The sequence below is a fragment of the Paenibacillus sp. MAHUQ-63 genome (assembly GCF_028765165.1).
In the GTDB taxonomy this organism is placed as follows: domain Bacteria; phylum Bacillota; class Bacilli; order Paenibacillales; family NBRC-103111; genus Paenibacillus_E.
Window position 1 is genome coordinate 731,180 of record NZ_JARADB010000003.1, and the last position, 26,229, is coordinate 757,408.

At 50.9% G+C, this 26,229-nt stretch carries 20 protein-coding genes, 1 pseudogene and 1 riboswitch; of the genes and pseudogenes, 3 read left to right on the forward strand and 18 right to left on the reverse strand.

All coding sequences use genetic code 11. The features are described 5' to 3' along the window. The 5 genes from PUT07_RS19285 to PUT07_RS19305 form a co-directional block, all read right to left on the reverse strand. Entirely contained in the window at positions 1-1,752 is a 1,752-nt protein-coding gene (locus PUT07_RS19285; protein ID WP_274469994.1) for a sensor histidine kinase, read from the reverse strand. A gap of 91 nt (positions 1,753-1,843) precedes the next feature. Further along, positions 1,844-3,247: an extracellular solute-binding protein gene (locus PUT07_RS19290; RefSeq protein ID WP_274469995.1), complete on the reverse strand. Its 1,404-nt coding sequence runs from the start codon at positions 3,245-3,247 to the stop codon at positions 1,844-1,846. A gap of 151 nt (positions 3,248-3,398) precedes the next feature. Beyond that, a complete protein-coding gene (locus PUT07_RS19295) occupies positions 3,399-4,250 on the reverse strand; it encodes a carbohydrate ABC transporter permease (RefSeq protein WP_379240363.1) in 852 nt (283 codons plus the stop codon). Between the two features lie 28 nt (positions 4,251-4,278). Beyond that, positions 4,279-5,172: a carbohydrate ABC transporter permease gene (locus tag PUT07_RS19300; RefSeq protein WP_274469997.1), complete on the reverse strand. Its 894-nt coding sequence runs from the start codon at positions 5,170-5,172 to the stop codon at positions 4,279-4,281. Positions 5,173-5,361: 189 nt separating this feature from the next. Continuing rightward, positions 5,362-8,535, reverse strand: coding sequence for an alpha-mannosidase (locus tag PUT07_RS19305; protein ID WP_274469999.1), 3,174 nt, complete (start codon positions 8,533-8,535; stop codon positions 5,362-5,364). A gap of 144 nt (positions 8,536-8,679) precedes the next feature. Between PUT07_RS19305 and PUT07_RS19310 the strand changes: the two genes are divergently transcribed. Further along, a complete protein-coding gene (locus PUT07_RS19310; RefSeq protein WP_274470001.1) occupies positions 8,680-9,276 on the forward strand; it encodes a uracil-DNA glycosylase in 597 nt (198 codons plus the stop codon). A gap of 84 nt (positions 9,277-9,360) precedes the next feature. On the opposite strand, the gene PUT07_RS19315 is transcribed toward PUT07_RS19310, so the two are convergent. From PUT07_RS19315 to PUT07_RS19350, 8 genes are all read right to left on the reverse strand, one after another. Beyond that, the gene (locus PUT07_RS19315; RefSeq protein ID WP_274470002.1) at positions 9,361-10,521 is read right to left on the reverse strand and encodes a sulfite reductase subunit alpha; all 1,161 of its coding nucleotides are present in this window, start codon (positions 10,519-10,521) and stop codon (positions 9,361-9,363) included. Between the two features lie 177 nt (positions 10,522-10,698). After that, positions 10,699-11,481: a carbohydrate ABC transporter permease gene (locus PUT07_RS19320; protein WP_274470886.1), complete on the reverse strand. Its 783-nt coding sequence runs from the start codon at positions 11,479-11,481 to the stop codon at positions 10,699-10,701. Between the two features lie 132 nt (positions 11,482-11,613). Beyond that, positions 11,614-12,480, reverse strand: coding sequence for a carbohydrate ABC transporter permease (locus PUT07_RS19325; protein WP_379240365.1), 867 nt, complete (start codon positions 12,478-12,480; stop codon positions 11,614-11,616). Positions 12,481-12,487: 7 nt separating this feature from the next. Beyond that, positions 12,488-13,534: an ABC transporter ATP-binding protein gene (locus PUT07_RS19330; protein ID WP_274470005.1), complete on the reverse strand. Its 1,047-nt coding sequence runs from the start codon at positions 13,532-13,534 to the stop codon at positions 12,488-12,490. Continuing rightward, positions 13,516-14,388: an HAD family hydrolase gene (locus tag PUT07_RS19335; RefSeq protein WP_274470007.1), complete on the reverse strand. Its 873-nt coding sequence runs from the start codon at positions 14,386-14,388 to the stop codon at positions 13,516-13,518. The genes PUT07_RS19330 and PUT07_RS19335 overlap by 19 nt, the downstream gene beginning before the upstream one ends. Positions 14,389-14,522: 134 nt before the next feature. Further along, complete coding sequence (locus PUT07_RS19340) at positions 14,523-15,836, reverse strand: ABC transporter substrate-binding protein (protein WP_274470008.1); 1,314 nt, start codon at positions 15,834-15,836, stop codon at positions 14,523-14,525. 204 nt (positions 15,837-16,040) lie between these two features. After that, positions 16,041-16,673, reverse strand: coding sequence for a glycerol-3-phosphate responsive antiterminator (locus PUT07_RS19345; RefSeq protein WP_274470009.1), 633 nt, complete (start codon positions 16,671-16,673; stop codon positions 16,041-16,043). A 43-nt stretch (positions 16,674-16,716) separates the two neighbouring features. Next, positions 16,717-17,559, reverse strand: coding sequence for a metallophosphoesterase family protein (locus PUT07_RS19350; protein WP_274470010.1), 843 nt, complete (start codon positions 17,557-17,559; stop codon positions 16,717-16,719). A gap of 268 nt (positions 17,560-17,827) precedes the next feature. Next, positions 17,828-17,957: riboswitch (SAM riboswitch) on the forward strand. A 93-nt stretch (positions 17,958-18,050) separates the two neighbouring features. On the opposite strand from PUT07_RS19350, the gene PUT07_RS19355 reads away from it, so the two are divergent. Beyond that, positions 18,051-18,563 (forward strand): hypothetical protein, encoded by a 513-nt coding sequence (locus PUT07_RS19355; RefSeq protein ID WP_274470011.1) that lies wholly within the window; start codon positions 18,051-18,053, stop codon positions 18,561-18,563. Positions 18,564-18,902: 339 nt separating this feature from the next. Beyond that, positions 18,903-19,116, forward strand: a pseudogene (locus tag PUT07_RS19360) (IS3 family transposase); the annotation flags it as partial. Between the two features lie 56 nt (positions 19,117-19,172). On the opposite strand, the gene PUT07_RS19365 reads toward PUT07_RS19360, so the two are convergent. The 5 genes from PUT07_RS19365 to PUT07_RS19385 form a co-directional block, all read right to left on the reverse strand. After that, positions 19,173-20,210 (reverse strand): glycoside hydrolase family 88/105 protein, encoded by a 1,038-nt coding sequence (locus PUT07_RS19365; RefSeq protein WP_274470012.1) that lies wholly within the window; start codon positions 20,208-20,210, stop codon positions 19,173-19,175. Between the two features lie 107 nt (positions 20,211-20,317). After that, the gene (locus PUT07_RS19370; RefSeq protein ID WP_274470013.1) at positions 20,318-22,531 is read right to left on the reverse strand and encodes a helix-turn-helix domain-containing protein; all 2,214 of its coding nucleotides are present in this window, start codon (positions 22,529-22,531) and stop codon (positions 20,318-20,320) included. 129 nt (positions 22,532-22,660) lie between these two features. Next, complete coding sequence (locus tag PUT07_RS19375) at positions 22,661-24,253, reverse strand: extracellular solute-binding protein (protein WP_274470014.1); 1,593 nt, start codon at positions 24,251-24,253, stop codon at positions 22,661-22,663. A gap of 99 nt (positions 24,254-24,352) precedes the next feature. After that, complete coding sequence (locus PUT07_RS19380; protein ID WP_274470016.1) at positions 24,353-25,240, reverse strand: carbohydrate ABC transporter permease; 888 nt, start codon at positions 25,238-25,240, stop codon at positions 24,353-24,355. Between the two features lie 11 nt (positions 25,241-25,251). Beyond that, entirely contained in the window at positions 25,252-26,208 is a 957-nt protein-coding gene (locus PUT07_RS19385) for an ABC transporter permease (RefSeq protein ID WP_274470017.1), read from the reverse strand. Positions 26,209-26,229 lie beyond the last annotated feature (21 nt).

Sequence of the window (26,229 nt, forward strand, 5' to 3'; positions counted from 1 at the left end):
TCACTCGCCTGTCAATGGTATAGTTAGTTTCACCGTGGTGGAGACGAAAGGTTCGCTGCTAAGCCGGATGTCCGCTTGGTTGCCGTAGTATAGCTTCAACCGTCCATATACATTGCGAAGCGCGTAGCTTTTGGGTGCCGAGTGCTCCCTTCGCATATCCGTATCAACGGACAGCACATCCATGCCTTCCCCGTTATCCTCCACTTGAAGATGCAGTTCGTCTTCGGTTCTCCAAATCGAAATCCGAATGTTCCCCATCCCTTCAATACTTTGAAAACCGTGCAGGATGGAATTCTCCACCAAAGGCTGCAAAATAATTTTCAAAACGGGAACCTCCAGCAAAGACTCATCTTCGAGCTTAATCGTATAATCGAACAGATCCTCGTAACACTGCTGCTGCAGCATCAAATATTGCCTTACATGATCGATTTCCCGGGCCAAAGTCGTCATCTCGTTACCGCCATTCAGACCGAACTGGAACATTAAGGACAGCGACGTAATCATTTCCGTTACATCCCGGTTCTGCGACGTTTCCGACTTCCAAATGATCGTGTTTAACGTGTTATACAGAAAATGCGGGTCGATCTGCGCCTGGAGAGCTTTCACCTCCATCTTGCGCTTCTCGTACTCGGCGTCCTTCACATCCTCAATGAGCGAAGCAATTTCCTCGAGCATCCGGTTGAATTTCAACCCGACCTGCGTCACTTCATCCTCATATTTGCTCGTAAAACGCACGTCGAGTTGATTTTGCTCAACCTTCTTCATCAACCCTTGCAGCTTATGCAGCGGCTTCAGCAGGAAGCTCGACATGACATTGGATAGCACGAAAGCCAATACGGCGCAGCACAGCATGATCAAGAGCGTAATCGTTTTGATCCGATTCACCTGATGGAGCAAATCCGACTGCTTCTGCACACTGACCATCATCCAATTGTCCGCAAGCGTGAGCCGCGAATAATTGACGAGGTAGTTGCTGCCGGCGATGTCATATTTGAAGAAACCGCGATCCTCGTGCTGCAGCTGGCTTATGAAATCGGGATCGCTTTGAAACAGCGCTTTTTGACTGCTTAACGGAAGTACGGTATCCCCATCTCTCGTGATGAGATAATAATTTTGGGATGGATCCAGCAGGTCATCCGTGATAACCCCGCCGATTAACTCCTGATTCACGTTCACCACCACGTACACATCCCGGACATCCGCCTCTGTGACGGGCTTCATCACCAGCGAAATTACCCTCTGTTTCCCCTGGAAAAGAGGATCTTCATGGTCTTCCACCCACACGACGCGGTCGGTTGTATTCAGATAGCGGGCAAAGATCGTCTCCTTGAAGCGCACCTGCCCGTTCCGCAAATCGTTCGTAGCATACATTTCGCCAACCGGTGTGTAGATCAATACGGATTGAATAGAGGGCTCGATCAGTTTCATTTGCCCAAGCGGCGTTTGCAAAGAAGAGAGCCGTGTATAGTAGGAGGCCGAATTATTCGATAAGACATCCTCCATCGCGTTCCTGAACGGATCGCTGAGCATCATCGACGAGGTGGTCACGATAATGTGCCTGAGCTTCTCGTCAAACACGCGCGCCGTTTTATTCAACGTATTCTGGCTGGATATGAACGCTTCGCTTTCTGTCGATCGAAAGGCGATCCAATAAGACATCATCCCCGTTATTGAAATGGAGATGACGGTCAACATCAACACCGAGATCCATAACCGCCGGCGGAGCGAAAGCCGGTAAAACCATGTATGCAAGCTGACTCCCCCTTCTCCGCACAATAATAAGGAAGAGCGCGCTGCTTTCGGCCGCGCGCCCCATTCCTATTGTATCCATTAAACTTTGCCCCTATTTCGCGAGGCTGCCCTGCAATTTGTTCGGATCGAAATTCGGATCCGCCTTCATCTTGGTCTCGCCCGCAGCACGCGCTTTCTCCAATGCCGTATTATAGCGGGTAGTCAAATCACTCAAAATTTTGTCCAAATCTCCGCCTTCGAGCATGTATTTAATCACGACGTTGCCTAATTTCGTGCCTTCCACCTTCGTCTCTACGACACCGCTTGGTGAAGGTGCATATAGAGCGTCATACTTCGTCGGCAAGAAACCTTCGATTCCCGGCATAGCCGGCTTCTGGGCCGCTGCGTTAACGTCCGGCACAATCGAGATCCCGAGACCCTTCTCGTGATATTCCTTCTGGAAGCTCAGGTTATAAATGTACTCCATGAATTTCCACGCTTTGTCTTTGTTCGGCGTGTTGGCGCTAATGCCGATATAGTTACCCGCATTGGCCAGGTTCACAGTCCCTGTCAGTTTCCCGTCAATCGTTGGAGGCAGTGCCGCGCTCCAGTTAATTTTGGTCGGGAATTGGCTTTGGTACACGGCAGGTTCGCCGGAGTGGTTGAAGTACATACCGATCTTACCAGCCGCGAATTGGGCGCGAAGCGGATCGATATCGAGCGATTCAACGCCAGGCAGCATGCTGCCGTCCTGCTTCATCTGCCGAAGTGCATCGACAATCGGCTTATACGCCGCAAAATCGAACTGGCCTGTTTTGTAATTGTAACCGTCGACTACGGAAGTACCGCTGAGCGAACCGATCGGATTGGCAATCCGCGAGAAGGCCGAGCTTGGATTTTTGAAGTTTTCCGCGAAGCCGTAAGCACCGATGTCTTTGCCGGCTTCCGTAATTTTCTTGGCATCCTCAACCATTTCCTGAATCGTTTTCGGCGGTTCGGTGATGCCGGCTTTTTTGAACAGATCGACGTTATAGATTAACCGCCAGTATTGCCCTGTGTTCGGAAGCGAGTAAATTTTGCCATCGACCATATTGCTTTCTTCTACAAGTAAATTATTATACCGTTTCTTCATTTCGTCTGTCATCATATCGTTCAGCGGCAAGAGATACCCTTTCTTCACGAAGCCGGGGAAATCGTTCGTCCGAAGAATATCCGGCGCCTGCTTGCTGGCGAAAGCAATATCGACCGATTGGTTGAAGTTATCGGCCATGACCGTCATCTCAACCTCGATGTTGTCCTTGTTCGTCTCATTGAACTTCTTGATGACTTCTTTCATATAATCGGCATCGTGACGGTCAATCGTCCAATAGCTCAGCTTCGTCTTCTGTCCGCTTGCCGCAGGGGCGGCACTCGCACCCGTTTTGGCAGCGGATGAATCGGTTTGGCTGCCGCATGCCGCAAGTGAAGCCACCAACGTAACTCCAAGCAGTGCGTTCAATACGATCTTTTTACTCATGTCGTGAAACCCTCCTGTTATCTCTTCCTGGAATGTGATGCACATCTCATGTAACTGTTTTCATGATAACTCGATATCCGGCTGAACCGTGAAGGACAAATCAACTTTCCAGGTGGGGGAAAATAACTGTTTTGTATGTTTCTGTATCAATTTAACCTTTCACACTTCCGGCCGTTACCTGGATGAACGACTTGTTCGCAAGCACATAGACGACCAGAATGGGCAGGAAGGACAGACAAGCGCCGGCCATCATAAGCTGCGCCTCCGCTGCTGCGCCAATGCCGTAGCGCAAATTCGCCAAGCCGACCGTCAACGTTTGCAGCTTCGGGTTCGTCATCGTGAAGACGAGGGGCAAAATATACTCATTCCATGCGCCGCGGAACGTGAACAACGCGGTAACGCCCAATGCCGGGCGCAGAAGCGGGAGAATAATCCGCCAATAGACCGTGAAGAAATTGCAGCCGTCGATGTATGCCGCCTCGTCCAGATCTTTGGGAATGGCCTTGAAGAAGCCGATCAGCATGAAATAGATCACGGCATGCGAGCTGATGAGAATAAGGATAACACCCCATAGCGATTTATTTAAACCGAGCTTCACCATGAGATTGAACTGAGGCATCAAAACAACGGCGCCAATGGAAATGAACATCGTGCTGGCCTGCAGAGCTACGTAAAGCCTTTTGCCAGGAAACTGCGTTCGATCCACGGCATAAGCCGACATCGTAGCCACTAGCAGCGTTCCGATCGTTACGATGATGCTGATAAAGAGGCTGTTCCATGTAAACTGGGCAAAATTAGCCTGCTTCCAGGCTGTGGCGTAGTTGGAAAATTGCCAGACGGTAGGCAGGATGGTAGCTCCCGTCGTCAGCTCCGCATTCGTTTTGACCGAACCCAAGATCGCCATAATAATCGGAAATATCGTGAAAAAGGCTACCGCTATCAAAAATATCCATTTGATGCCATGCCCGATGAAACGGCCGCCTCGGAAACCGCCGGAGTTCATGCTAGTAATCATTGTATACCCTCCCTTGTTAATCCTGATTCAAACGTTTGGACATCGCGAAGTACGCAATGGTAATGACCCCGACGATGAGAGCCGTTACGAAGCCTGCGGCGCTGCCGTATCCGATCTGCTGGACTGTCGGAGAAGCCGCCGAAACCGGGAAGAACAGCTTGTACACGTACAGGTACATGACATCGGTTTTACCGAAAGGTCCGCCCTCGGTCATGACCATAATGCTCTCATAGCCTTTCAGGGAGTTGATGATGGCGAGCATCACGATCATTTGCAGAACCGGTCCGAGCATCGGAATCGTAATGTACCAGAACTTCTGCACGACATTCGCTCCGTCAATCGAGGCGCTTTCGTACAGATCGTCCGGAATTCCTTGCAGTCCGGCAATGAACAGAAGCATATAGTTACCGATGGCGCCCCAGACGGCCATAATAATAACGGTTAACATCGCATAATCCGGTCCGAGCCAATCGATCGCTTTGGAGGTTAAGCCATACTTCAATAGAAATTGATTGAGCAGGCCGTTATACGAATTGAATATCGTGAAAAAGACGATCGCCATGACGGAAGTACTGATAATGGTCGGCATGAAATACACGGCGCGGAGCAGCACTTTGCCCCGGATGCCGCGATTCAGAATGACGGCAAGGATGAGGGAAAGCGGCAGGACGATAATCAATTTGCCGCCTGCATATATGAGCGTGTTGTACACGGAGTGCCAATACTCCGTATCACGCAGCAATCTTGTGAAATTATCGATACCGATAAATTTCTCTTCACCGTACCCCTGGTAATCGTAGAACATATAACGAAACGCCCATATAAGCGGGTATATGCCTAGCGCCAAAGTTAGAAACAGACTTGGCAAAATAAAAACATAGGAATTGAACAGGGAACCCCTTCTGCGCATATGACATCTTCTCCTTATACTTAAACTAGTAGTCTAAGCATATTACAAGCTCGCGGCGATGCGGGAGTGGTAATTCAACTGTGTCCGTGTGACAATTCAACTGTCTTCGACAGCCGGTCAACCGCCTGTCAATAAATACCGAAAGCAAACAGGCCGCAAAGGAATTTGCGGCCTTGCTGACGCTACAATTTATTGGAAATGGACAATAAAAGTCTTGATCTCATAAGGCTTCATAGGAACGCCTAGCTGAGCGCTCACCAACTTCCCGCCCTGCGGACGTTCGAGCAGATCGCATTCCTGCCAGGATGCGATCCGGGCATCGCTCGCGATCTCCAGCTGCCCGCTGATGCCTGCGAACTCGTGAATCCGCAAGATGACGCCGCCGCCATCCTCCGCTTCTTTCACCGCGTCGATCATGACATGATCGCAGGACAGACGGAATAAGCTGAATGACGCTTCGGCATCGGCACGCTTACCGCCGGTGCTCGTCAGCGGGTTATTCAAGGACCATGCGGCTTGCACCGTTCGCCCGTCATACCAATCGCCGGCATGCGGGAACAGCGAATAGGTGAAATGATGTTCACCGATATCGGCCGTAGGATCCGGCACCATGGCGGACTTGATCAGCGTCAGCCGCATCACGTTGTCTTTGATGTCATAGCCGTACTTGCAATCGTTCAAGAGGCTGACCCCGTACCCGCGTTCCGACAGATCGGCCCACTGATGGCCGACCGTCTCGAAGCGCGCGTAATCCCAGCTTGTATTCCAATGCGTAGGGCGCTTCACATTGCCGAATTGGATATCGTACGTCGCTTCCGTCGCCCGGATTCGCACCGGGAATGCCGCCTTCAACAGCTGGCGCTGCTCGTTCCAATGAACATGCGTTTTGAAATCTATTCGTCGGCTGTGCGCGTAGACGATCATATCTTGAATAATGGTCGAATCCATATACGCCCATTCGAAGCGGACGATCGCGGCCAGAGCCCCGATGTTCGTCACTTCCATGCGGGTCACCTGGGTCACTTCGCGCTTTTTCTCCGTGTAGAAAATGTCGATGTCCCATGCCTCGTGCCGGCCTTTCGGCTTATCCTCGAACACCTCCAGCCGGTTGCCGGTCTGCCCCTCTGCGAGGATGTCCCGCTTCGCCAGCCGGTCATAGAGCCGTTCGAGCTGACCGTTCGCATTCCATTCGATTTCATAGAAAGGCGTGACCAAACCACGCTCCTTCGAATGGAATACATCGGCATCAGCCTTCGGCGCAGGCGCATGGCTATCCGCGGCTTCCGCCGGATGAATCACCGCGTAGCCCATCGAAGGGATCTCCGCTACTTTCACCCATCGTTCTCCATCCACCAACTGTGTCTCCAGCGGACGATTCCGGGCATCCAACCAGACCTCATGAGCGGCAGCGTCCCCTTGGGGTAAGCGAACGATATCCGTCTGTTCCCAGGAAGCGCTGTTGAACACCGTCACTTCCCGGTCCCCGCCCTGTCCACCATCTGTCAAGTAAGCAAGGGATTGGTTCCGCACTTGCTCTCCGAGGGCAAGCGCTTCGCCATACTCGACCCTGCTGTCCTCATAAACCTCACGAATCGACGAGCCGGGGATGATGTCATGGAATTGGTTTCGCAGAATAATAGTCCAGCCTTTATGCAGAAGCTGAGAGCTTTCGCCGCTTGCCGCATGCGCGGCCGCGTTCGCAACGCCGCTCAACACTTGCAGCCATTCCGTTTCCCTGTACAGCAGCTCCAGCTTGCGATTCATCAGCTTATTGTAAGCTTGACTTGTATACGTACCGCGGTGCAGCTCCAAATACAGCTCGCCGTCCCATGTGTGCACGTAGGAATCGGTGCTTGCCACCCGCTGCTGCAGCTCGCGGAAATATTCGTCGGCGCGCCCCGTCTTCACGGCCGGAATGCCGGGGATTTGGTCTAATCGGCGCCGCATCTCCAGCATTTCCCGGTTGACGCCGCCTCCGCCGTCGCCGAACCCATAGGCAAGGAGCAGAGACGAATTCAGCGACTTATCGCGGTACGCGTCCCAGATACCTTGTACCGAAGCCGGCGTCACTTTCCCATTATACGTATAGTAAAAGGCCCCTTCGCTCGATCCGGGATCCGGCGTCGTAATGAAATGGGTCAGCACTTCCGTTCCGTCAATCCCCCGCCACATGAAGGTATCGTGCGGCATGCGGTTATATTGGTTCCAGCTGATTTTGGTCGTCATGAACGATTCGATGCCCGCTTTGCGCAAAATTTGCGGCAGCGCCCAGCTGTAGCCGAATACATCCGGCAGCCACAGGTACTTGCATTCAACGCCGAATTCTTCCCGGAAGAAACGGGTTCCGTACAGAAGCTGTCTGACCAACGATTCCCCGGAAGCCAGGTTGCAGTCCGCCTCCAACCACATCGCGCCGCCCGCTTCCCAACGGCCTTCCCGCACCCGTTCCTTGATGCTTTCATAAATTTGCGGATAATCTTCCTTGATGTACGCATACAGCTGCGGCTGTGTTTGCAAGAATACGTACTCCGGGTACATCTCCATCAAACGCAGTACCGTCGAGAACGATCTCGCCGCCTTCTCCCGCGTATGCTTCAGCTGCCAGAGCCACGCGACATCGATATGCGTGTGCCCGATGCATTGGACGACAACCGCATGCAGCTTGGGCATGGAAGCGAGCGTGCGGCTCAGCTGTTCCTGCGCCATCGCCACGGAGCTGTAGAAGCCGTCGCTTCCCGGCCTCGACCAATCGAGCAACAGGAAAGCCTGATCCAGCATAGTCAGCAGCGCGTGCCGTTCAGGACGGCTTTCCTCCAAGATCCGAACCGTCTCCAGCAAAGCTCTCGCCGTGTAATAAAGATCGTCGCAAGCTTCGTCCAGCCAGCACAAGGACACCCGTTCCAGCTGGCTTTCCATTTCACGGTAGCTCTGATAACCGCCCAGCCCGGACCATAAACGGAAGCGAAGCTGTACAACGGATCCAATCAGCTCGTCGGGGAAGAAGACTTCCTCATGATTGGAATCCACGCCTTGGAACGGCGCGCCATTCACATAAAGAAGCGATTCAAACCCGCTGTTCGTTCCGTCACCGGTTTGCCCCAGCTTGAACCGGCCAAGCACTTTCTTACCCTGCCACTCTGCCGGAATCTGCGGATCGGCGGCTAACCAATAATACACATCGCGCCCTTTCCAACGGTCTCCGATCTGAATGCCGCTCCATTCGCCGTCTTCCGCCGGGTAAGCGCCAATCGCTCCTTCGGCGTCGCGTTTGATTCGAATCGTATCTATAGCCCTTTCGCCGCGATAGCGGTAAGGTTCAAGTTCAAGAATTCGCGCCTGCAATTTCTCCACTGTCCACAACATGTGACTGCTCCCTTCAATCCTATGGCGATATTATCCCTGAGGGATGGATATGCTTATTCTAATCGATAATAACGTTATGCCGTGATAGGCAATCTGATGATGCATGGGGGGGAAATTCATTTTTATCGAAGAAAGGAGATCGCCATGTCACAGCAAGTGGATACCCCTTATGTGATCCTGCCCGAAGAAGCGGCACCGGTTAATGCCCAGCATTGCGAACGATGTGAGCTATCCAACCAGCGGAGTCGTGTCATTTGGGGGGAAGGCAATCCGGACGCTCCCATCCTGTTCATTCTGGATAATCCGGGAGCCCGGGAGGATCGGCAAGGCAATTCGTTTCTATGCGGTACACGCGAAACGCTGCAGCACGGCATGAGCTTAGCCGGCTTGAACATTGATTCCGTCTATGTGACGTATTTGCTGAAATGCAGACCCATCCGCGCTTATAATAAGCCTGCGGCTAGAGAAGCTTGTTCGCCTCATCTGCAGACGCAGCTCTTGAAGAAGAAGCCACGTCTATTGTTTGGATTCGGGAACGTTGTGGCCGAATCCGTATTTCCAGGGCAGGAGAATGCCACGGTGAAGGAACTTCGCGGGAGCTGGCACGAGTTCCAGGGGCTTCCCATCGGCTTTACGTACCATCCGTTAGCCGTCAGGAGGCGCCCCAATTTAATGCGTTATTTCATCGATGACCTGACCGCTCTCCAAAGAAGATGGGCAGAGATTGAATCCTCCCGTTAGGAAGTCAAGCATCCTTTCGCAAAAAAAGTGACTCCAACCGCCGCACGCGGATTGAAGTCACTTTCTCATTCTCGAACCTATCTATTAATAAACATCACGTTGGTAACGTCCTTGCTCTTGCATACCGTTTAGATACGCTTCGGCTTCTTCGCGAGTCATGCTGCCTTCTTTCTCAATAACCTCCAGAAGCGCATGATGAACATCTTTAGCCATGTTCAGTTTATCGCCGCAAACGTAGAAGTAAGCTCCTTTGTCCAACCATGCGAATAACTCCTGGCTGTTCTCGAGCATTTTGTGTTGGACATAAACTTTCTGCTCGCTGTCACGCGAGAAGGCTACGTCAATTTTCGACAAAACCCCGTCTTTCTGGTATTGCTCCAACTCTTCTTGGTACAGGAAATCCGTTGCCGCATGCTGGTCTCCAAAGAACAGCCAGGATTGGCCTGTCGCTTTGGTCACAGCGCGCTCTTCGATGAAGGAACGGAACGGTGCAATCCCTGTACCCGGTCCCACCATAATAATCGCTTGATCCGGGGACTCCGGCAGATGGAAATGTTTGTTCGCTTGAACAAATACAGGAAGCGTATCGCCTTCTTGGATGCGTTCGGCAACCAAAACGGAACAAACGCCTTTGCGCTCACGCCCATGAGCCGTGTAACGAACCGCACCGATCGTCAGATGCACTTCCTCCGGATGAGCGGCGATGCTGCTGGCAATGGAATAGAGCCGCGGCGTCATTTTTCTTAAAAGAGAGACGATATCCTGCGCCGAAGCTTTCCACGGACCATAATCGCGCAATAGATCAAGCAGATCGCGTCCATTCGTATATTCTTTCAGCTGATTGGCATTCTCCGCCAACAACAGGTTGTGCAGCTCTTGGTTATCCGTGAAAGCCACGGCTGATTGTACAATCTTCTTGGAAAGCAGCGTAATTTCGAAGTGCGTCGTCAATGCTTCCTGCAGGGGAAGTGTCTCGCCTTCTTTCCCCACTGCAACCGGTGTGCTTGCGTCCCACTTCATGACTTCAATCAGAGCGCTCACGAGCTCAGGATCATTCTGCGGGAGAATGCCCAGCGCATAGCCTGGCAGATAGGAAAGATCGGATCCTTGCAGCGACAGTTCGAGATGTCTCGTTTCTTTGTTCGAACCGGCACCGTTGAGGTTGACATTCTTGATCACTTTCGCTTGAAACGGATTTGTTCTTGAGTATGTTGCTGGCACTTTTTGGACATCAGTAGTTTGCATGCTCTTCACCCCGAATTTATATATTAACCTACATTATCATATTAAGACCAAATAATACATATTTTTTTGGAGATTTGTCTACATTTTTTGATAAAGTATTACAAACCGGCGGCAAATAAAAGAGACCCCGAACCGAGGCCTCTTCTCATCAACATTCCCTCCAACAGCAAGGATTATTTATTTAACCCCTGTATAAACAAATGCCCGAATAATATGTCTCTGCGCGAAAAAGAATGCGATCAGAATCGGCGTGACCAGAATCATGTTCCCGGCCATCAGCACGTTCCAGTTGGCTACGCCTTCTTCCTCGCGGATTTTGGCAATTCCCAGAGGCAGCGTTCTCGCCGTTTCATCCGTCGTCATGACGAGCGGCCAGAAGTAATCGTTCCAGTGGGCGATGAAGCTGAACAGCGCGAAGGTCGCGAGTACCGGCTTAGCCATAGGCACCATGAGCTTCATAATAATTTGCCACTCCTTAGCGCTATCCAGCCGCGCAGCTTCAATCAATTCCTCCTGCACCTGCTTGAACGACTGCCGCAGAAGGAAAATACCGAAGGCGCTGGATGCGAAAGGTAGAATCAGAGCGAGATGCGTATTCAGCAGCTTCCAGGCGCTCAGCTGCAAATAAACAGGCAGGAAAATCAATTGCGACGGAATCATCAGAGTCACCATCACGAGGCCGAACAAAACGCCGGAGCCTATAAATTTATAACGCGCGAAGGCGTAGGCCGCCGGAATAATCGTCAGCATCTGCAGGATGAGAATGCCGATCGATATGATGAAGCTGTTCTTAATATAATGCAGGAACGGGCCGGAGCCCCAAGCTTTGGCATAATTACTCCAGATGAAATCTTTGGGAATCCAGTTCGGCGGGAAAATCATCGTTTCAGGGAGCGTTTTGAGAGATGTCGATAACATCCAGACAAAAGGCATGGCGAACACAAGCACTAAGGCAATCATACCGATCACACTGATGACGCGCAGGGCGTAATGCAGGGTTCTCGATAAGATCTCTTCTTTGCTTTTGACATAGATCAAGCTGCGATCGGAATGTTGAATGGTCTGCTCGGCTTTCACGGGTTTCCCTTCTTTCTATTGATAATGAACGCGCTTGGACATCATTTTGAAGTAAATGATCGTCAGCACACCGACAATGAACAGTAAGATGACGCCTGCCGCAGAAGCATAACCGATCTTGAAGAAGCGGAACCCATACTCATAAATATAATAGACGAGCGTATTCGTGGAATTGACCGGTCCACCCTGCGTCATAATCGCAATGGTCTCGAACACCTGAAACGAACCGATCATGTTGATGATCACGAGGAAGAAGATCGTCGGCGACAACATGGGAAGTATCAGCCGGTAGAACGTTGTCCAAGGCTTGGAACGGTCAAGCGCAGCCGCTTCATAGATATCCTTGGGAATGCTTTGCAAGCCGGCAATGAACACCAGTGTGTTGTAGCCAAGCCCTTTCCAGACCGCAACGATGACGAGCGAGATCAGAGACGTATTCTGCGAGGAGAGCCAAGCCAGCTTCCCGAAGCCGAACAAACCGATGAACCAGTTCAATAAGCCGTACTGCGGATCCATGACCCAAGCCCAGATCATGGAGATGGATACCCAAGAGACGATATGCGGACTGAAGATCGCACCCTGGACGAAGCTGGGAAACAAGCCGGATTTATTTAACCAGAGCGCTAACAGCAGCGAGAGACCCGTGATGCACGTGACCGTTAAAATCGTGTAAATCGTTGAATTCGATATCACTTGAATAAATTCTTTTTCCGACAGAAGATCGGTAAAATTCTGCAGGCCGACGAAGTTTTTCGTTGGACTGATGAAATTCCAATCGTACATGCTCAGGTACATCATATAAAGGATCGGATATATAAAAAACAGGGAAAACACAGTAATCGCGGGTGTAACCATCGCGTACGGACGCAGTCTCTCCCACATTGTCATCTTATACACCGCCGCCTTCTATATCGCGAATTCTTTGGCCGTCATGACCGAAATAGTACAGTTTATCGTAAGGAACGACGACTTGGATATGATCTTCCGTTTGCAGCGTGGACAAGAACGCCTTAACGAAGAAAGTACCCATACGGGACTGAATCTGATAAATATTTTCTGCTCCCAGACTTTCTCTTGTCAGGATTTCCCCATGAATCACCCATCCGTCTTCAGGACGATTCGGCGGCATCACGACATGCTCGGCCCGGAAGCCGATATAACCGATCGATGCGGAAGCCCCCACCTTTAATCCTTGAACGTCGGCGAATGGAAAAATATTCATAGCCGGCGTGCCGATGAACTGCGCCGTGAATACATTATCCGGATCATGATAAAGCTTCAGCGGAGAATCCGACTGTTGTATCACCCCTTTGTTCATGACGACGATCTCATCGCCCATCGACATGGCTTCCACTTGATCATGGGTGACATAAACGAACGTGGTGCCCAGCCTTTTATGAAGCTGGATCAGCTCCGTTCTCATCTGGTTGCGCAGCTTCGCATCCAGGTTGGAGAGCGGTTCGTCCAGAATAAACACTTTCGGCTTCTTGACCATCGCCCGGGCAAGCGCCACCCGTTGACGCTGTCCTCCGGATAATTGCTGCGGCTTTTTATCCAGATGAGGCGTCAAGGCTACGATTTCGCAAATATCCCGGATCAACGCTTCGCGTTCCGGCTTCGGCACCTTCCTGTTCTTGAGCCCGAATTCGATATTCTCGCGCACCGTCATCGTCGGATACAGCGCATAGTTCTGGAAGACCATCGCCACGTCACGCAGTCCGGGCTGCGTTTCATTCACACATTTGTCGCCGATCCAGATCTGCCCCTCGCTCTCCTTCTCAAGACCCGCAATCATGCGCAAGGTGGTGGATTTGCCGCAGCCGGACGGACCGACGAGAACGGTGAACGAGCCGTCTTTAATCGTCAGATTCAAACCGCTGATAATCGTTTCTTCTTTATACTTTTTGCCGATATTGACTAGTTGGATCCTTGCCATACGCCCATCTCCTTTTCGTTCTGAATCGCACGCATCAGCTGGGCCAGCTCCTCCAACCGATGCAGGCGAATATCCCATTGCCGTTCGTCCCCGCTCCGGTATGGCGAGATAAAGCAAGTTCTGCCGCCGGCTTCATGAACCGGGTATAAGTCGTTCCAAGGATTATCTCCGATCGATAAAATTTCATGCGCGCGGACTCCCTGTTCAAGGAGCGACTGGATGTAGGTTTGTATGCCAAACGGTTTATCTGCACCACAGTAGATTTCGTCGAACATATGGTGTATTTGCATATAATGCAAAAAGTCGATCCCGGATTTTTCGTACGTATTGGTCATTAATACTTTGCGGTCTACAGCAGTGACATGCTGGATGGCTGCAAAGAGCTCGTGATGAAGCCCGAATTGATAAGGCTTAAGGAGCATCTCTTCGCGCACTTGCACAAAAGCCTGTTTCATTTTCTGTTCGGGAATATCGTACCTATGGCGCAGCGCCCCAACGATGACCCATGGGTCCCCCATGTAGATCAGATTCGAATCATGAATCGATAAGGACGCATACTTCGCTGCGAACTGCTCTCCGTCCAGCTCCTCGCCTTCCGGCGTAAAACCTTGAATCAACCTGCCGGCCCGATGGGCAAGCGCCACTCGGTCCGTTCGATGAAAGAATTGGCCTAACCGTACGTTGTGAGTACCGGATAAAATGTTTCTTGAGGCCGTAACGGCCTTGTCCGTTTCCGCTTCCCATTCGGTTCCTTCCAGCAAATAACGGATATAACGATCCATGAAGGTGTCTTCTTGATACAGCGTTCCATCCATATCGAAGATGATTACTTTAATGTCAGAGAACCATTCCACTGGTGAGATCAGCCTTTCTTCTAGATGAATTGAGAGCCTGCCGGCTTCCGCTTGCGTCCATGTCGGGAAGCCGGCACCTCTCTGCCGGACGGAACCGGAACTCCCTGTCCCTGTCCCTGTCCCGGTCCGGGTTATTATTTGCTGAGCAATTTGTTCGCTTTCTCCGCAGCTTCGTTCATCGCATCCTGCGGCTTGACACCCTTCTCGAGGATGGCTTTCGTCATAGCGTCGATAATCGTCTTCGATACCTCGGAATACGCATTGGCGTTAGGGCGAAGCACGGCATACTGCAATTGGTCGGAAGCTACTTTGTATTGAGGGAACTGTTTGTAATAGCTTTGTACCTCTTCGCTTTGCAGCGCGGACAGACGGTTCGGCAAGTATCCCACATACTTATGTTGATAGATCGTATTTTCCTTGTTGGTCATGAACTTCACGAATTGCCAAGTGGCTTCTTTCTCTGCTTCGCTAAGTTTGGACGTGATAGCCAGCTGGCATCCCCCGGTCGGAACGCCATAAGATTTATTGGCCGGCATGAAGTCGGTCGCCATCTCGAAATTGTTGCCTTTCGCCACTTCCAGGCTTGCCGAGACGCCTGCTGTAGATCCGATTTTGAAAGCGGAAATCTGATTGGTCCAATCCTTCTCGGCGTCAGCGCCTGCTGTCTTGCCTACCGTGAATTTGATAAGGCCGTCATCGGACATCTTCTTCCAGAACTCCACAGGAGCAACGCCTTCCGGAGAGTTGAACGCCGCTTTCTTCCCGTCCTCGCTCAGCACCTTGCCGCCGCTTTGCGCAACAAGCGCCTCGTATTCCCAGACGCCGACCGCCATCGTCAGAGGTGTCTTGCCTTTGGCTTTCAACACCCGCGAATATTGCTCGAGCTCCGTCCAGTTCTTGGGACCGGCAGGATCCAGGCCGGCATCCTTGAGCATCGTCACATTTTTGTAGAAGATCGGCGTGCTTCGCATGAACGGAATACCGTACAGCTTGCCATCCACGTAGGCGTTCCCCATAAGTCCCGGAATAAAATCTTTCAAATTCAGTTCGGCATCATCCCTGGTCGCCATGGGGGTCAAATCCACGAGCATGCCTGAGCGGGAGAAAATCCCCGTGGAGGCAATCTCCAGGTCGAACACGGCAGGCGCGTTGCCGGCGGCAAAAGCCGCTTGCACCTTCGCGTGCAGATCGTCGTAATTCCCTTGGTTCGCTTGCTGCACCTCAATTTTGTTCTGCGACTCATTGAACTTTTTCACCAGGTTTTGCTTCGCTTCTTCAATTTTCCCGCCGTTAGCTGTCCAGTATTTGATCACAATTTTCTTGTCCGAGGACGCGGACGTACTGGCTGCGCCCGAAGCGGCCTTGTCGCCTGCACCGCCTGCACCGCAAGCGGACAGCATGAGTACGGAACTAAGCGTCACGATGGATACGAATTTCTTGTTTAACATGGTTGATTCCCTCCCAATTTTTGAATGCACCCAGCAAAAAAGAAGCCTAAATCAACCGCCGACATGCTGTCGGCCGCTAATCAGGCTTCTCCACTACTCCAACCATTTTGTATTTACTTGTCTGCATTCATCATAATGGCTGAGTATTATCCGTGTGTTAAATGACTATGAATTTTTTGAAAATTTCCGGTCTGTGCCTACGGTTCACACAATGCTGCGAAGCTTCTTCTCATCCGGGGCAAAAGATTCACGCCATAACTCCGACTTGGAAGAAGATACGGCGGTGGCTCCATATTTGAAATCTTCCATGGCATGGCTTCGTTCGAACAGCAAACCGCCGGTAATGATCGGCAGGGAGGTGAACTTCTTGATCTCCCGGATCATCTCCGGAATTCGCGCCGGCATCACTTCGATGATATCGGGCTCGATTTGGGTCAGGCTCTTGGCTATGTTCTCCAACCCTTCGGTATCTACGAGGAAAAAGCGCTGAATGGCGAGCAGCCCCATTTTTTTCGCTGTTTTGACGACATTCGTCTTCGTCGTAATAATCCCGGTCGGTTTGATCACTTTGGCCAAGTAGTCCATGCCGTAGGCGTCCGTGCTTAAACCGCCTATTTTCTCCAAATGCAGGAAGACCGGCAGCTGATGACTTTTGAACACATCCACGTACCCTTTGATGACCCCAATGTGCCCGGTAAGCAGAAATACGCCGCTAAGTTGGTTTCTGAGCGATAAAGCAAGTTCGATCTGCTTCGGCTCCTTGATCGAGGCCACCATACGGTGTGCGCTTAACCGTTGGAAAAACAGCTCGCCTTCATCGTTCTTAAGCTTCTTCATCCATCAGACCTCCTGGTAAACGCCTGTGTTCGAACCGAAACCGCTATTTGTGTTCCGCTGCCAGCCGCAGGGAAACCGTACATGCCCGATCCGATTCTTGGCCGCGAGCAAGAGGGTTGTGTCTGAAGTGCTTCATGTTGTTGTACAGCATCTCGACATTGTCTGTGAGGGCCGCGTCCGCTACATCTACAGCACTAATGCGAATTTCATCCCGGTCGATCTCCACAACCCGCAAACCGTGCTGGTCAAGACACGCCGACAGCTGAACGAACGTCCAGTTCTGCTGATTCACGATCGAATCGATATGCGTATGGCCGTTGAAATAAATGCCGACTCCTTCTTTCTTGCTCAGCACCTTCCACATATCGATGTCCGGATGAATGGAGCCCTTATCCTTATCCGAATTCGTCGTCGTCTTATGTACCGGGTGATGGGCAAAAACTAATACCGGCTTCGTTCCGGATGCTTGGATGACCTCTTCGAACCAGTTCAGCTGCTCTTCGTCAACCCAGCCTCCCCAATCCTCGAAATCCATCTCTTTGGCCGTATCCAGAAACACGAGGTCAGCCACTTCCGTCTTAACGACATGATAGCGGGCTTGTCCGCTGATTGCGAGCACTTCGTTTCTCGTTGACGCATATAGATCGTGGTTCCCTAGAGCATGGTAAAACGTTCTGCCGCCATTGCGTAAGATCTCGTAGACTTCATTCAGTTCCGAGGAATGTCCGTAATTGGTGAGATCGCCCAAAGAAATATGAGCATCCCCTTCCACTTCCATAAATCGTCTCAAAAAGGTTTGATAGAAATCGTTACGGGCTTCCAACCATCCTGGAATTGCTTCATCAACCTCGTGATAATGTAGATCTCCCATTAGTACTAATCGCATGAGTTCTCTCCTACCTTCTATCAAATTTGATGTGACGCCATCTCCTGTAATGATAATGAACAAGTGTAAAATTTATTTACAAGTTTACTTTTATTTTTTGTAAATATTTTACGTTCAGGCGGCTGTCATGCAAAAAAAACGAGCCAATGCCGGTAACGGCATTGACTCGTCTCTTGTTCTTTGACATTCTCGTGTACAGGCATGATGGAAATTCCCTTGACAACAAGGCCTTTTATAGTAAGATAAAAACAATTGAATATGTTGAATTTTCTTATCAAGAGCAGGTGGAGGGACTAGCCCGATGAAGCCCGGCAACCGACAGACCTTCGTAACACGAAGGCGTGCACGGTGCTAATTCTTGCGGAGACGCTACGTATAGCGAATCCGGGAGATAAGAGCGAGGATCTGACATTGTATGCTTAAGACCTTTCTCTGCTTCCGGAGAAGGTCTTTTTTGCTTTATCATCCAACTTGTTTGCAGGAGGGATCCCATGTCGATCACGATGAAAGAACACACACCCCGCGAGCGGGATATTCATCCCCAGCGGCAAGATAGCCGAGAATGGTCTGATCCGGCGAACGGTCTCGACTCATTAGGGGCTTACAGAATTATTCGAATCGAACTATTTCGATATGACAGCGAGCTTGCAGCCAAGCGGCAGCTGGGAGACCAATCGCAGCTTTGCGGGCTCATGGCAATTACCACCACTCTCGGAGTCGTCGGCTTAAGAGAATTCGCGATTCCCTGCAGCAGCTTGAGAGGCGATTTCACGATGTGGGCTTCTCAGTTTCAGCGTTTGAAAGGTCTGAACCTGCCGGATAGCCTGGACTATGTTCAACGCAGGTATGAGGCGCTCGGACCCGAGAGATCCGAGTTCATGGAGTCGGCACTCCTGGATGCTGCCGGCAAAACGAAGCTTACTTTCATTACCGGCAAGGATGGAAGTGACTTCATGGAACGAGCCTACCTCCTGGCACATACGCAAGCGTATGTCAGGTTCTAAAATGAGCCGCAGCGACAAGAAAGCTCGGCTCCTCCAAGAGAGCCAAGCCTCTACCGAGAGTCCCGCCCATAGCGGGAATTTCTCCTGTTACATGCAGCCTGGCGGATCCTTGAATGCTGAATAACAGGAATTCCTCCCGTTATTCAGCCCTAACTCGCAGCCTTTACGCGAAATGGGGATAAATTAACGGGAGGAATTCCCTTTATTCGTACAACTGGGCTAATTTTCACGCGAATAACGGGAGAAATTCCACTTACGCCCTGCGGCTGACTAGGAAAAACCGTCAGGGAATATTAATGTGCCCCCCGTGAACAGGAGACTACGGTTGGCGCCCAAATCAGCATGTCGCGTCGCGGCAATTGTTTAGACAACGCCGTTATGGAAAGCTTCTTCTCGCATCTCAAAGCAGAAGCGCTCTACCCATATATCCGTTCGATTGAAGAAGCTCGACAACGAATTGAGGCTTTTATCCAATTTTATAATGAAGAACGCATTCCAATTAAAGCTAAACAAGCTGACACCGATAGAGTATCGGCACCAGCTTGCCGTATAGGGCTTTTTTTCAATGTCTACAATTTGGGGTCTTGACCAGCGGTCTTCCACGTTCATTTAAATTTTATTGACAATTTCCTTATTCTGAATCAGTGCGACCAGATAAGCCAGGGTCAATCCTTGGCCCCACCCTTGCACTCTCTTCTTGGAGATCACCTTGTAATCGTCAACGGAATACATGACCGCCGTACCTGCGGACACATTCCGGACGGATCCGTCTTCGTCGATATTGGCCAGAATGCCTTCGTACGCTTTGGCCATATAGTTTTGATGCATCGGATGTCCATAGCTAACCAGTGCGGCGGCAATACCGGCGGAAGCTGAGGTTTCTTCATAGGACGTTTCGTCATTCAGTACCGTACGCCACAGCCCGTTCGGGGATTGCAGCCTGACCAGAGCGCTTAATTGGTCGCCGAGCGCTCCCCCGATCTGCATCCACATCGGCATGAACGGATTCAACATTTTGTAAGCTTGTGCCATCGTATAAGCGGCCCATGCGTTGGCTCTGCCCCAATAAATCGCGGACAGATGATCTTGTCTGACATTATCCCAGGCATGATAGAACAGATTCGTCTTCGTGTCCTGCAAGTATTCTTCATGCCAATAAAATTGATTGAGCGCATCGTCGATATATTCTTTTTTGTCAAGCTTAAACCCTAGTCGCAGCAAGAAATAGGCTGCCATGAACAACGTATCCGCCCACGCCTGCTCCGGGAAATCGTTCTTGGAGGAAACCGTATGCTGGAAAACGCCCTCCCCGAACCGAATGGCATCCTTGCGCAAATACTCGGCTTTCATCAGCGCCAGATCGAGGTACTTGGAGTCGCCTGTTGCTTCATGCAGAGTCAGCATCGTATGTCCCATGGCACAGCTATTCACCATCATTGGCGGCAGCCCGAGCTCCAAATACTCGTCCACCCATTTGACGAGAAAGTCGATATAATCTTGGTTTCCCGTTACTTCCCAAGCTTTGCCGATTCCGTAATAAGCCACCCCGCAGGACCAGTTCCAAGTGAAATCCATGTTCATCGTTCTGCGGACTACACGGTCTATAAGTTCTTTGACTTCGTTTTCATTACATTCGAATTTTCGCATATGATCTATTCCTCCTATAGCGTCACTATCAAAAATAACATAATATTGGATGGAATTCTCCGCATTTATAACTGAAAAGCAGCAAACCCCGCATTTATTGCTCTCATCTAGGACAATTGGGATTCCCGGAACTGACCTGGCGACAGGCCGACACACTTCTTGAAGATCCGGCTGAACGATATCGAATTCGTATATCCGACCCGGACAGAGATGTCCTGCACGGTTTCCATCGTCTCGACCAGCAGTTTCTTGGCGAATTCCATCCGCAGCGAAATTAACAGATCGCTGAAATTTTCACCGAGCTCCTCCTTGAACAACTGGCTCAAATACTTGGAATTGATTTGAAAACGGTCGCTCAACAAGGTCAAGGAAAGGTTGGGGTCTGTGAAGTTCTCCGCCACATAGCTGCGAATTTCTCTCATCAAGGCGTGATGCCTGCGGTTCTGGGAAAGCTCGGACAATCGCACGGCCATTTGCTCTAACACGAGGCGGAAGCAAGTCTCGATTTGTTGAAGCGTCTCCGAATGCTCCAGGCCTTGCATCAATTCTAATTTCAAGCCGTTCTTCCAGTAGGCGTCCATTTCCGGTTGAATGCCTTCCAATTCGCGCTCCATCTGGAAGACGAAATATTGCAGAAGCCGTTCGATATCTTCTCTTTGCAAGCGTTGAACCCGCATTTCGTGGAACAGCTTGGCGAACGCGTCCGGCCATCCGGCCTCCGACATGCGAATCTGCCGTACGACGGTTTGGATGAGCTGAAGATAAGTGAACCATTCGTCCGATAATGTCTCATTGTCCTCCACCGTATCGATGATTTGATTAATTCCCAGCGTTACTTTCCGGTTGACTGCTCTGCCGGCCTCTTGATAGGAACGGCGAATCAACGCGACATCCTCAGCAACGCCGCCAACCCCAAAGGTAACGGTAAAATCAAGATGCGCCTCGATCCAGGAACGAATATGCTCCGCCAATTTCAACAGATGGTGCTCGGGGTCCTGATCCTCGTGCGAGATATGGAGCAGAACCAGCCTGTTTTTGGAGATCCATTCCATCATCACCTGCTGCTGATTCTGTTCGGCGAACTCCACGGCCACACTGCTGATGACGAATTTGAACAGCGATTGGTCTTTCTGATTATAGGTCGTCCCGAACTGGACATAATGATCGATTTCGAGCAGTGCGACGATAAAGCGGGTATCAGGCTGAATCCCATAATGCTCGCTTTCCAGCCTCCACACTTCCTGATCTTCCGCATATTCGCCATTGAGCAGATTTTGCAGAAATTGCTGCCTGCGGATCGCCAGATGCTCCACCTGCTTCTCCTGAAAAGCCATATTATTCGTAATGAGCCGCTCGATCGCATGATCGATGAAAGCAAATTCGTTCTTATCGCTCTTCAGGTCGTGCGACATGAAGGAGTGCGAGAACCGGTCGATCCGGTGCAATATCGCTTCGATCGGCCGATAACTCCGGCGGGTGACATAAAAGGTGGAACCGATGGCTAAGGCGATGGCGCCTAATACCGCAACAATCCATACCGCATTGCCGTGAAGTAAAATGCTGTACAGCCGGCCGCCTTTAATCCCGGTCTGATAAGTCCAGCCCGAGTAATCGGAAGTGACTGCGGCATGGACGCTTTGATCCTGGGAATCGAAGGCGATGTCCGGGAAAAAAGGCTGATGCCCTGCATCGTAAATTTGCGCGTTCGTTACCGTGCGGTCAATCATCCCGTCGACGAATTTGCCAATCGCCTCCAGATTGACATTAATGATCATGTAGCCGAGACTGCCCGTATCCAGCGGCACTTTTCTTCCCAGCGTGATCACTTTAAGATTCGTCTTGTTGCTCCCGTTTTTAACGCGTGGCGAGGACCAATTCACAGGATACGGTTGCTTTAACAACTCCAGAATATACGCACGGTCCGGGAATTCGTCAATCGAGCGAATCGTGCTTTGATCGAGCACCTTGCTATCTTTGGTTCGATAAAAATAAATGGAATCGATAAAATTGTGCTGAACCATCATTTCGCTCAAAATGTTGGATGCTGCATAACTGAGCAGCCGGTCGGAAGGCGTATCCAGGAATGCCTGCAGCTCCGCATTCGTCTCAATCACTTTCCTGGCATCGGCATCGATGGTTTTCAGGGAATTATCGATCATGTTGCTGATATATTCCGTCGTCACTTTGTTGGCCTGTATGGCGTTGCGCACATTGAGCTCATTGATGATCGTAACGAAAATCGAAATGAGGATCGAAATCGTAAGGAACAGTATGGGAAGATACGAAAACATCATGCGTTTGATATACGTGTTACTTTTCATCGTTTACTCACCCTGGTTAGCAGCATTTGTAGTTACCTTACTATAACACAATCGTATGAGCATGAGTGCGCTTCCAAATTAGCAAACGACCAACCCCCTATTGCGTCAGGGAGCCGGTCGTTCCTGTTCTTATTTTTTCTTCATTTCTTTATAAGCGGCTCTTTTCTCATCGATAACGGCTTGACCGCCAATTTTCAAATATTCTGCGGCAATGCTGTCGAAGGTTTTGCTGAAATCCTCCGGTTTCGCCAGTACACTCTTGACGACCGCTTCCTGTGCTTTGTCACCCAGCGTTTTGCTGTTCTTGATCTCGGCATCGATCGGACGATCGAAACGCGGATTGGTGTAGCCGTCATTCAAAGCGTTGATGATGGTTTGTTTCGCCAGCTCTTTGTAGTTCGGGAATTGAATGGATGCGGCCTCGATATTTTTGTCCGGCGCCCCGAAGTCCTTCCCGTTGCTTATCATCGCGATATCGGTGTTGTTATAGAACGTTTTCTTCGCTTCATCCGTTGTAATCGCTTTGGGGTATCCGTTCTCAAGCGTATAATGCTGGCCTTCAATCCCGTTCTGCAGCGTGAATAAGACCTCCGGCTTAGACATCCAGTCCAAATATTTGATCGCTTCGGCTGCATGCTTGCTTGATTTCGGAATCATCAGGTAGGCGCCGATCGGATCGTAAATCGCTTTGGGACGTTTGCCTTCCTCATTCGTGAACGGATCCATCCCCACATATTCGGCGCCCGGCACATTCTTCTTGAGCGAATCGAAGACGTTGCCGGTTCCCATTAAGTTCGGATGGGCAGCGAGCGCACTGAAAGCGCCGACCAAACCGTTGGAAACATCCTTCTCGAAATTTTTGCCGTCTTTGTCAAGCGCGAAGTCCGGATTGATCAAGCCCTCCTGGTTCAACTTATTCAGGAATTGAACGCCATCCTTGTAGCCTGGCTTCAGCAGCTCTGGCGTCGCGTAGAAATCTTCCTCCGATATTTTCTTGACGAACGAGCTGATGAGAAGCCCCGGAGAACTTATGTTCGTGCCGTTCATCGCGCTGAAATCGTAAGGGATCACTTTACCCCCGGTTTGCCCGGGATCTTTCTCTTTAAACGCTTTCAATGCTTGGTAAAATTCGTCCGTCGTTTTGGGCACCGGCATGCCCAGCTTATCTAACCAATCCTTGCGAATATAGGAGGTATGCGCATATTGCAGCGGCCGCTTCGCAGGAAGGGTGTACTGCTTGCCGCTAAATATACCGTAATTCAGCACTTCCTGGCCAAGGAACTTCTTCAAATTCGGCCCATTCTCGTCCAGCAGCTTGCCAAGATCCGTCAAACCGCCGTTCTTGACATAATTGTTAATCGTGTTCGTATCGTAAGTGAACACAATGTCCGGCGCATCGCCGGATGCCATCAGCACGTTGAGCTTATCCACCTCTTGGTTGCGCGGGACCGGAACGAACTGCATCTTGATGTTGTTCGGATCACCGAAGTTTTTCTGAATCCATTGCGTCCAGAAATTATTATCCACGGACCCTGCGCCTGCAGGCGCGTTCCCCCTGTCGAACATTTCGACCTTCAAGGTCACGGTCTCTTTGCTTGCGCCGCTTGTTGCGGCTGCCCCGGACGAAGACTCGTTAGAAGCGCTGGAGCAAGCGGACAGCATGCCGGTCAGTACCAGCAGGGCCGTGGAAGCTCCCAACCATTTGCGTTGCTTTGTTTTCATAGAACTCTAACCCCTTTCACAATGAAGATATATCGTATATGTTAACCTCGACCTGACAGAGGTGGTAACCGAGTTTCGTCTATTCCGGCACATGGCCGGCTACCCCTTCACCGCTCCGATCATAATGCCGGACACAAAATACCGCTGCAGCCACGGATACACGATCAGGATCGGCGTGGTGGCGAACATGATGCTGGCCGCCTTGATGCTCTCCGGGACGGACTCGATCTGTGAAGCGCCTTCCTGCGCCGTCAAATCCGTCACCATGCTGTTCATCACGACCTGATACAGCTTGAGCTGGATCGGATACATTTCCGCATGGGTGATGTAGAAGAGCGCATCCATGAAGCCGTTCCATCTGGATACGGCATAGAACAAGCTGAGCGTCGCGAGCGCCGGCAGCGACAGCGGCAGCACGATGCGGATGAGCGTCCCGATGTGAGAGCTCCCGTCCAAATAGGCCGACTCTTCCAGGCTGGCCGGTACCGAGGAGAAGAACGAACGCAGAATGATCAGATTAAATGCGGAGATCATTCCCGGTACGATGAGCGACGCCAGATTGTCGAGCAGCCCGAGCTGCTTCACGAGCAGGTAATCGGGAATTAATCCGCCGCTGAAGAACATCGTGAAGACGATAAGCAGCGTGAATGCCTTCCTGCCCTTCAAACGCTCTTTCGTTAACGGATATGCGGCGCATATGCTCATGACCATGCTCACGACCGTGTAAGTAACCGTCAGCACGATCGTAAGCCCCATCGACCATAGCATCCTTGTATCCGTGAAAACGATCTGATAGGCGTGAAAGTCCAGCTCCACCGGGAAAATGGTCACGAGATCCGATAAGATCGCATGCTTGGAGCTTAACGAGATCGAGATGATATGCAGGAACGGGAGCAGGCAGATGAGCAGCGCCACCCCGATCGTCAGGACGATCACGGCGTCCGTCAGCCGGAACTTCCTCGATTTGCGCAATAGTGTTGAGTTCATTGAGGTTCCTCCTACCATAATCCTTGCTCTCCGAATCGTTTGGCAATCGTATTGGCCAGGATGACGAAGATCAGTCCGACCAGCGCTTGGAACAAGCCCATGGCGGTGGCCAGCGAGAACTGCGCCGATTGCAGACCTGCTTTATACACGAAGGTAGAGATCACTTCCGCATAATCCATCACGAGCGGATTGCCCATGACGAACGGCCGCTCGAAGCCGATGGTCATAATATGGCCAAGCTGCATAATCAGCATTACGACAATGGTCGACCGGATGCCGGGCAGCGTGATATGCCACACTCTCTTCCATCTTCCCGCACCGTCCACCTCGGCCGCTTCGTACAGTTCCTTGTTAATGCCGGTTAACGCCGCCAAATAAATGATGGTTCCCCAACCGGCGCTCTGCCAGATTCCGGTTCCGAGATAGACGAGCAGCCAGTGGTTCTTCTCGGTCAAGAACGGAAAGGCCGGCAATCCGATGTCTTGTATCAGATTATTAACGAGACCGCCCTTCGTGGCAAACATTTGATACACGAGACCGCCGATAATGATCCATGAAATAAAGTGAGGCAGATACAGAATCGTTTGCGCCACTTTTTTGAACCAGATCACCCTCAGCTCATTGAGCAGCAGCGCTAAAATAATGGGAGCCGGAAATGAAAAGAACAAATCCAGGAAGTTCAGCAAGAGCGTATTTCGCACAACCTGGTAAAACTGGCTCATGGCGAACAGCTCGCGGAAATGATCGAACCCGACCCACTCGCTGCCTGTCACCCCTTGGAAAATACTATAATCCTGAAAGGCAATGGCCGCCCCGTACATCGGGACATACTTGAATACAATGAAATACGCAATAGGAAGAATAAGCAATACATACAATTGGTAATCTTTCAGAAACTCCGCTGCCCTCCGGCGCCTCTCGGCTGTCCGGACGGATGTCGGCTTCGTCTGTGCTACGCTCTGGTCCACGTGCATCCCTTCCTTCTCTCT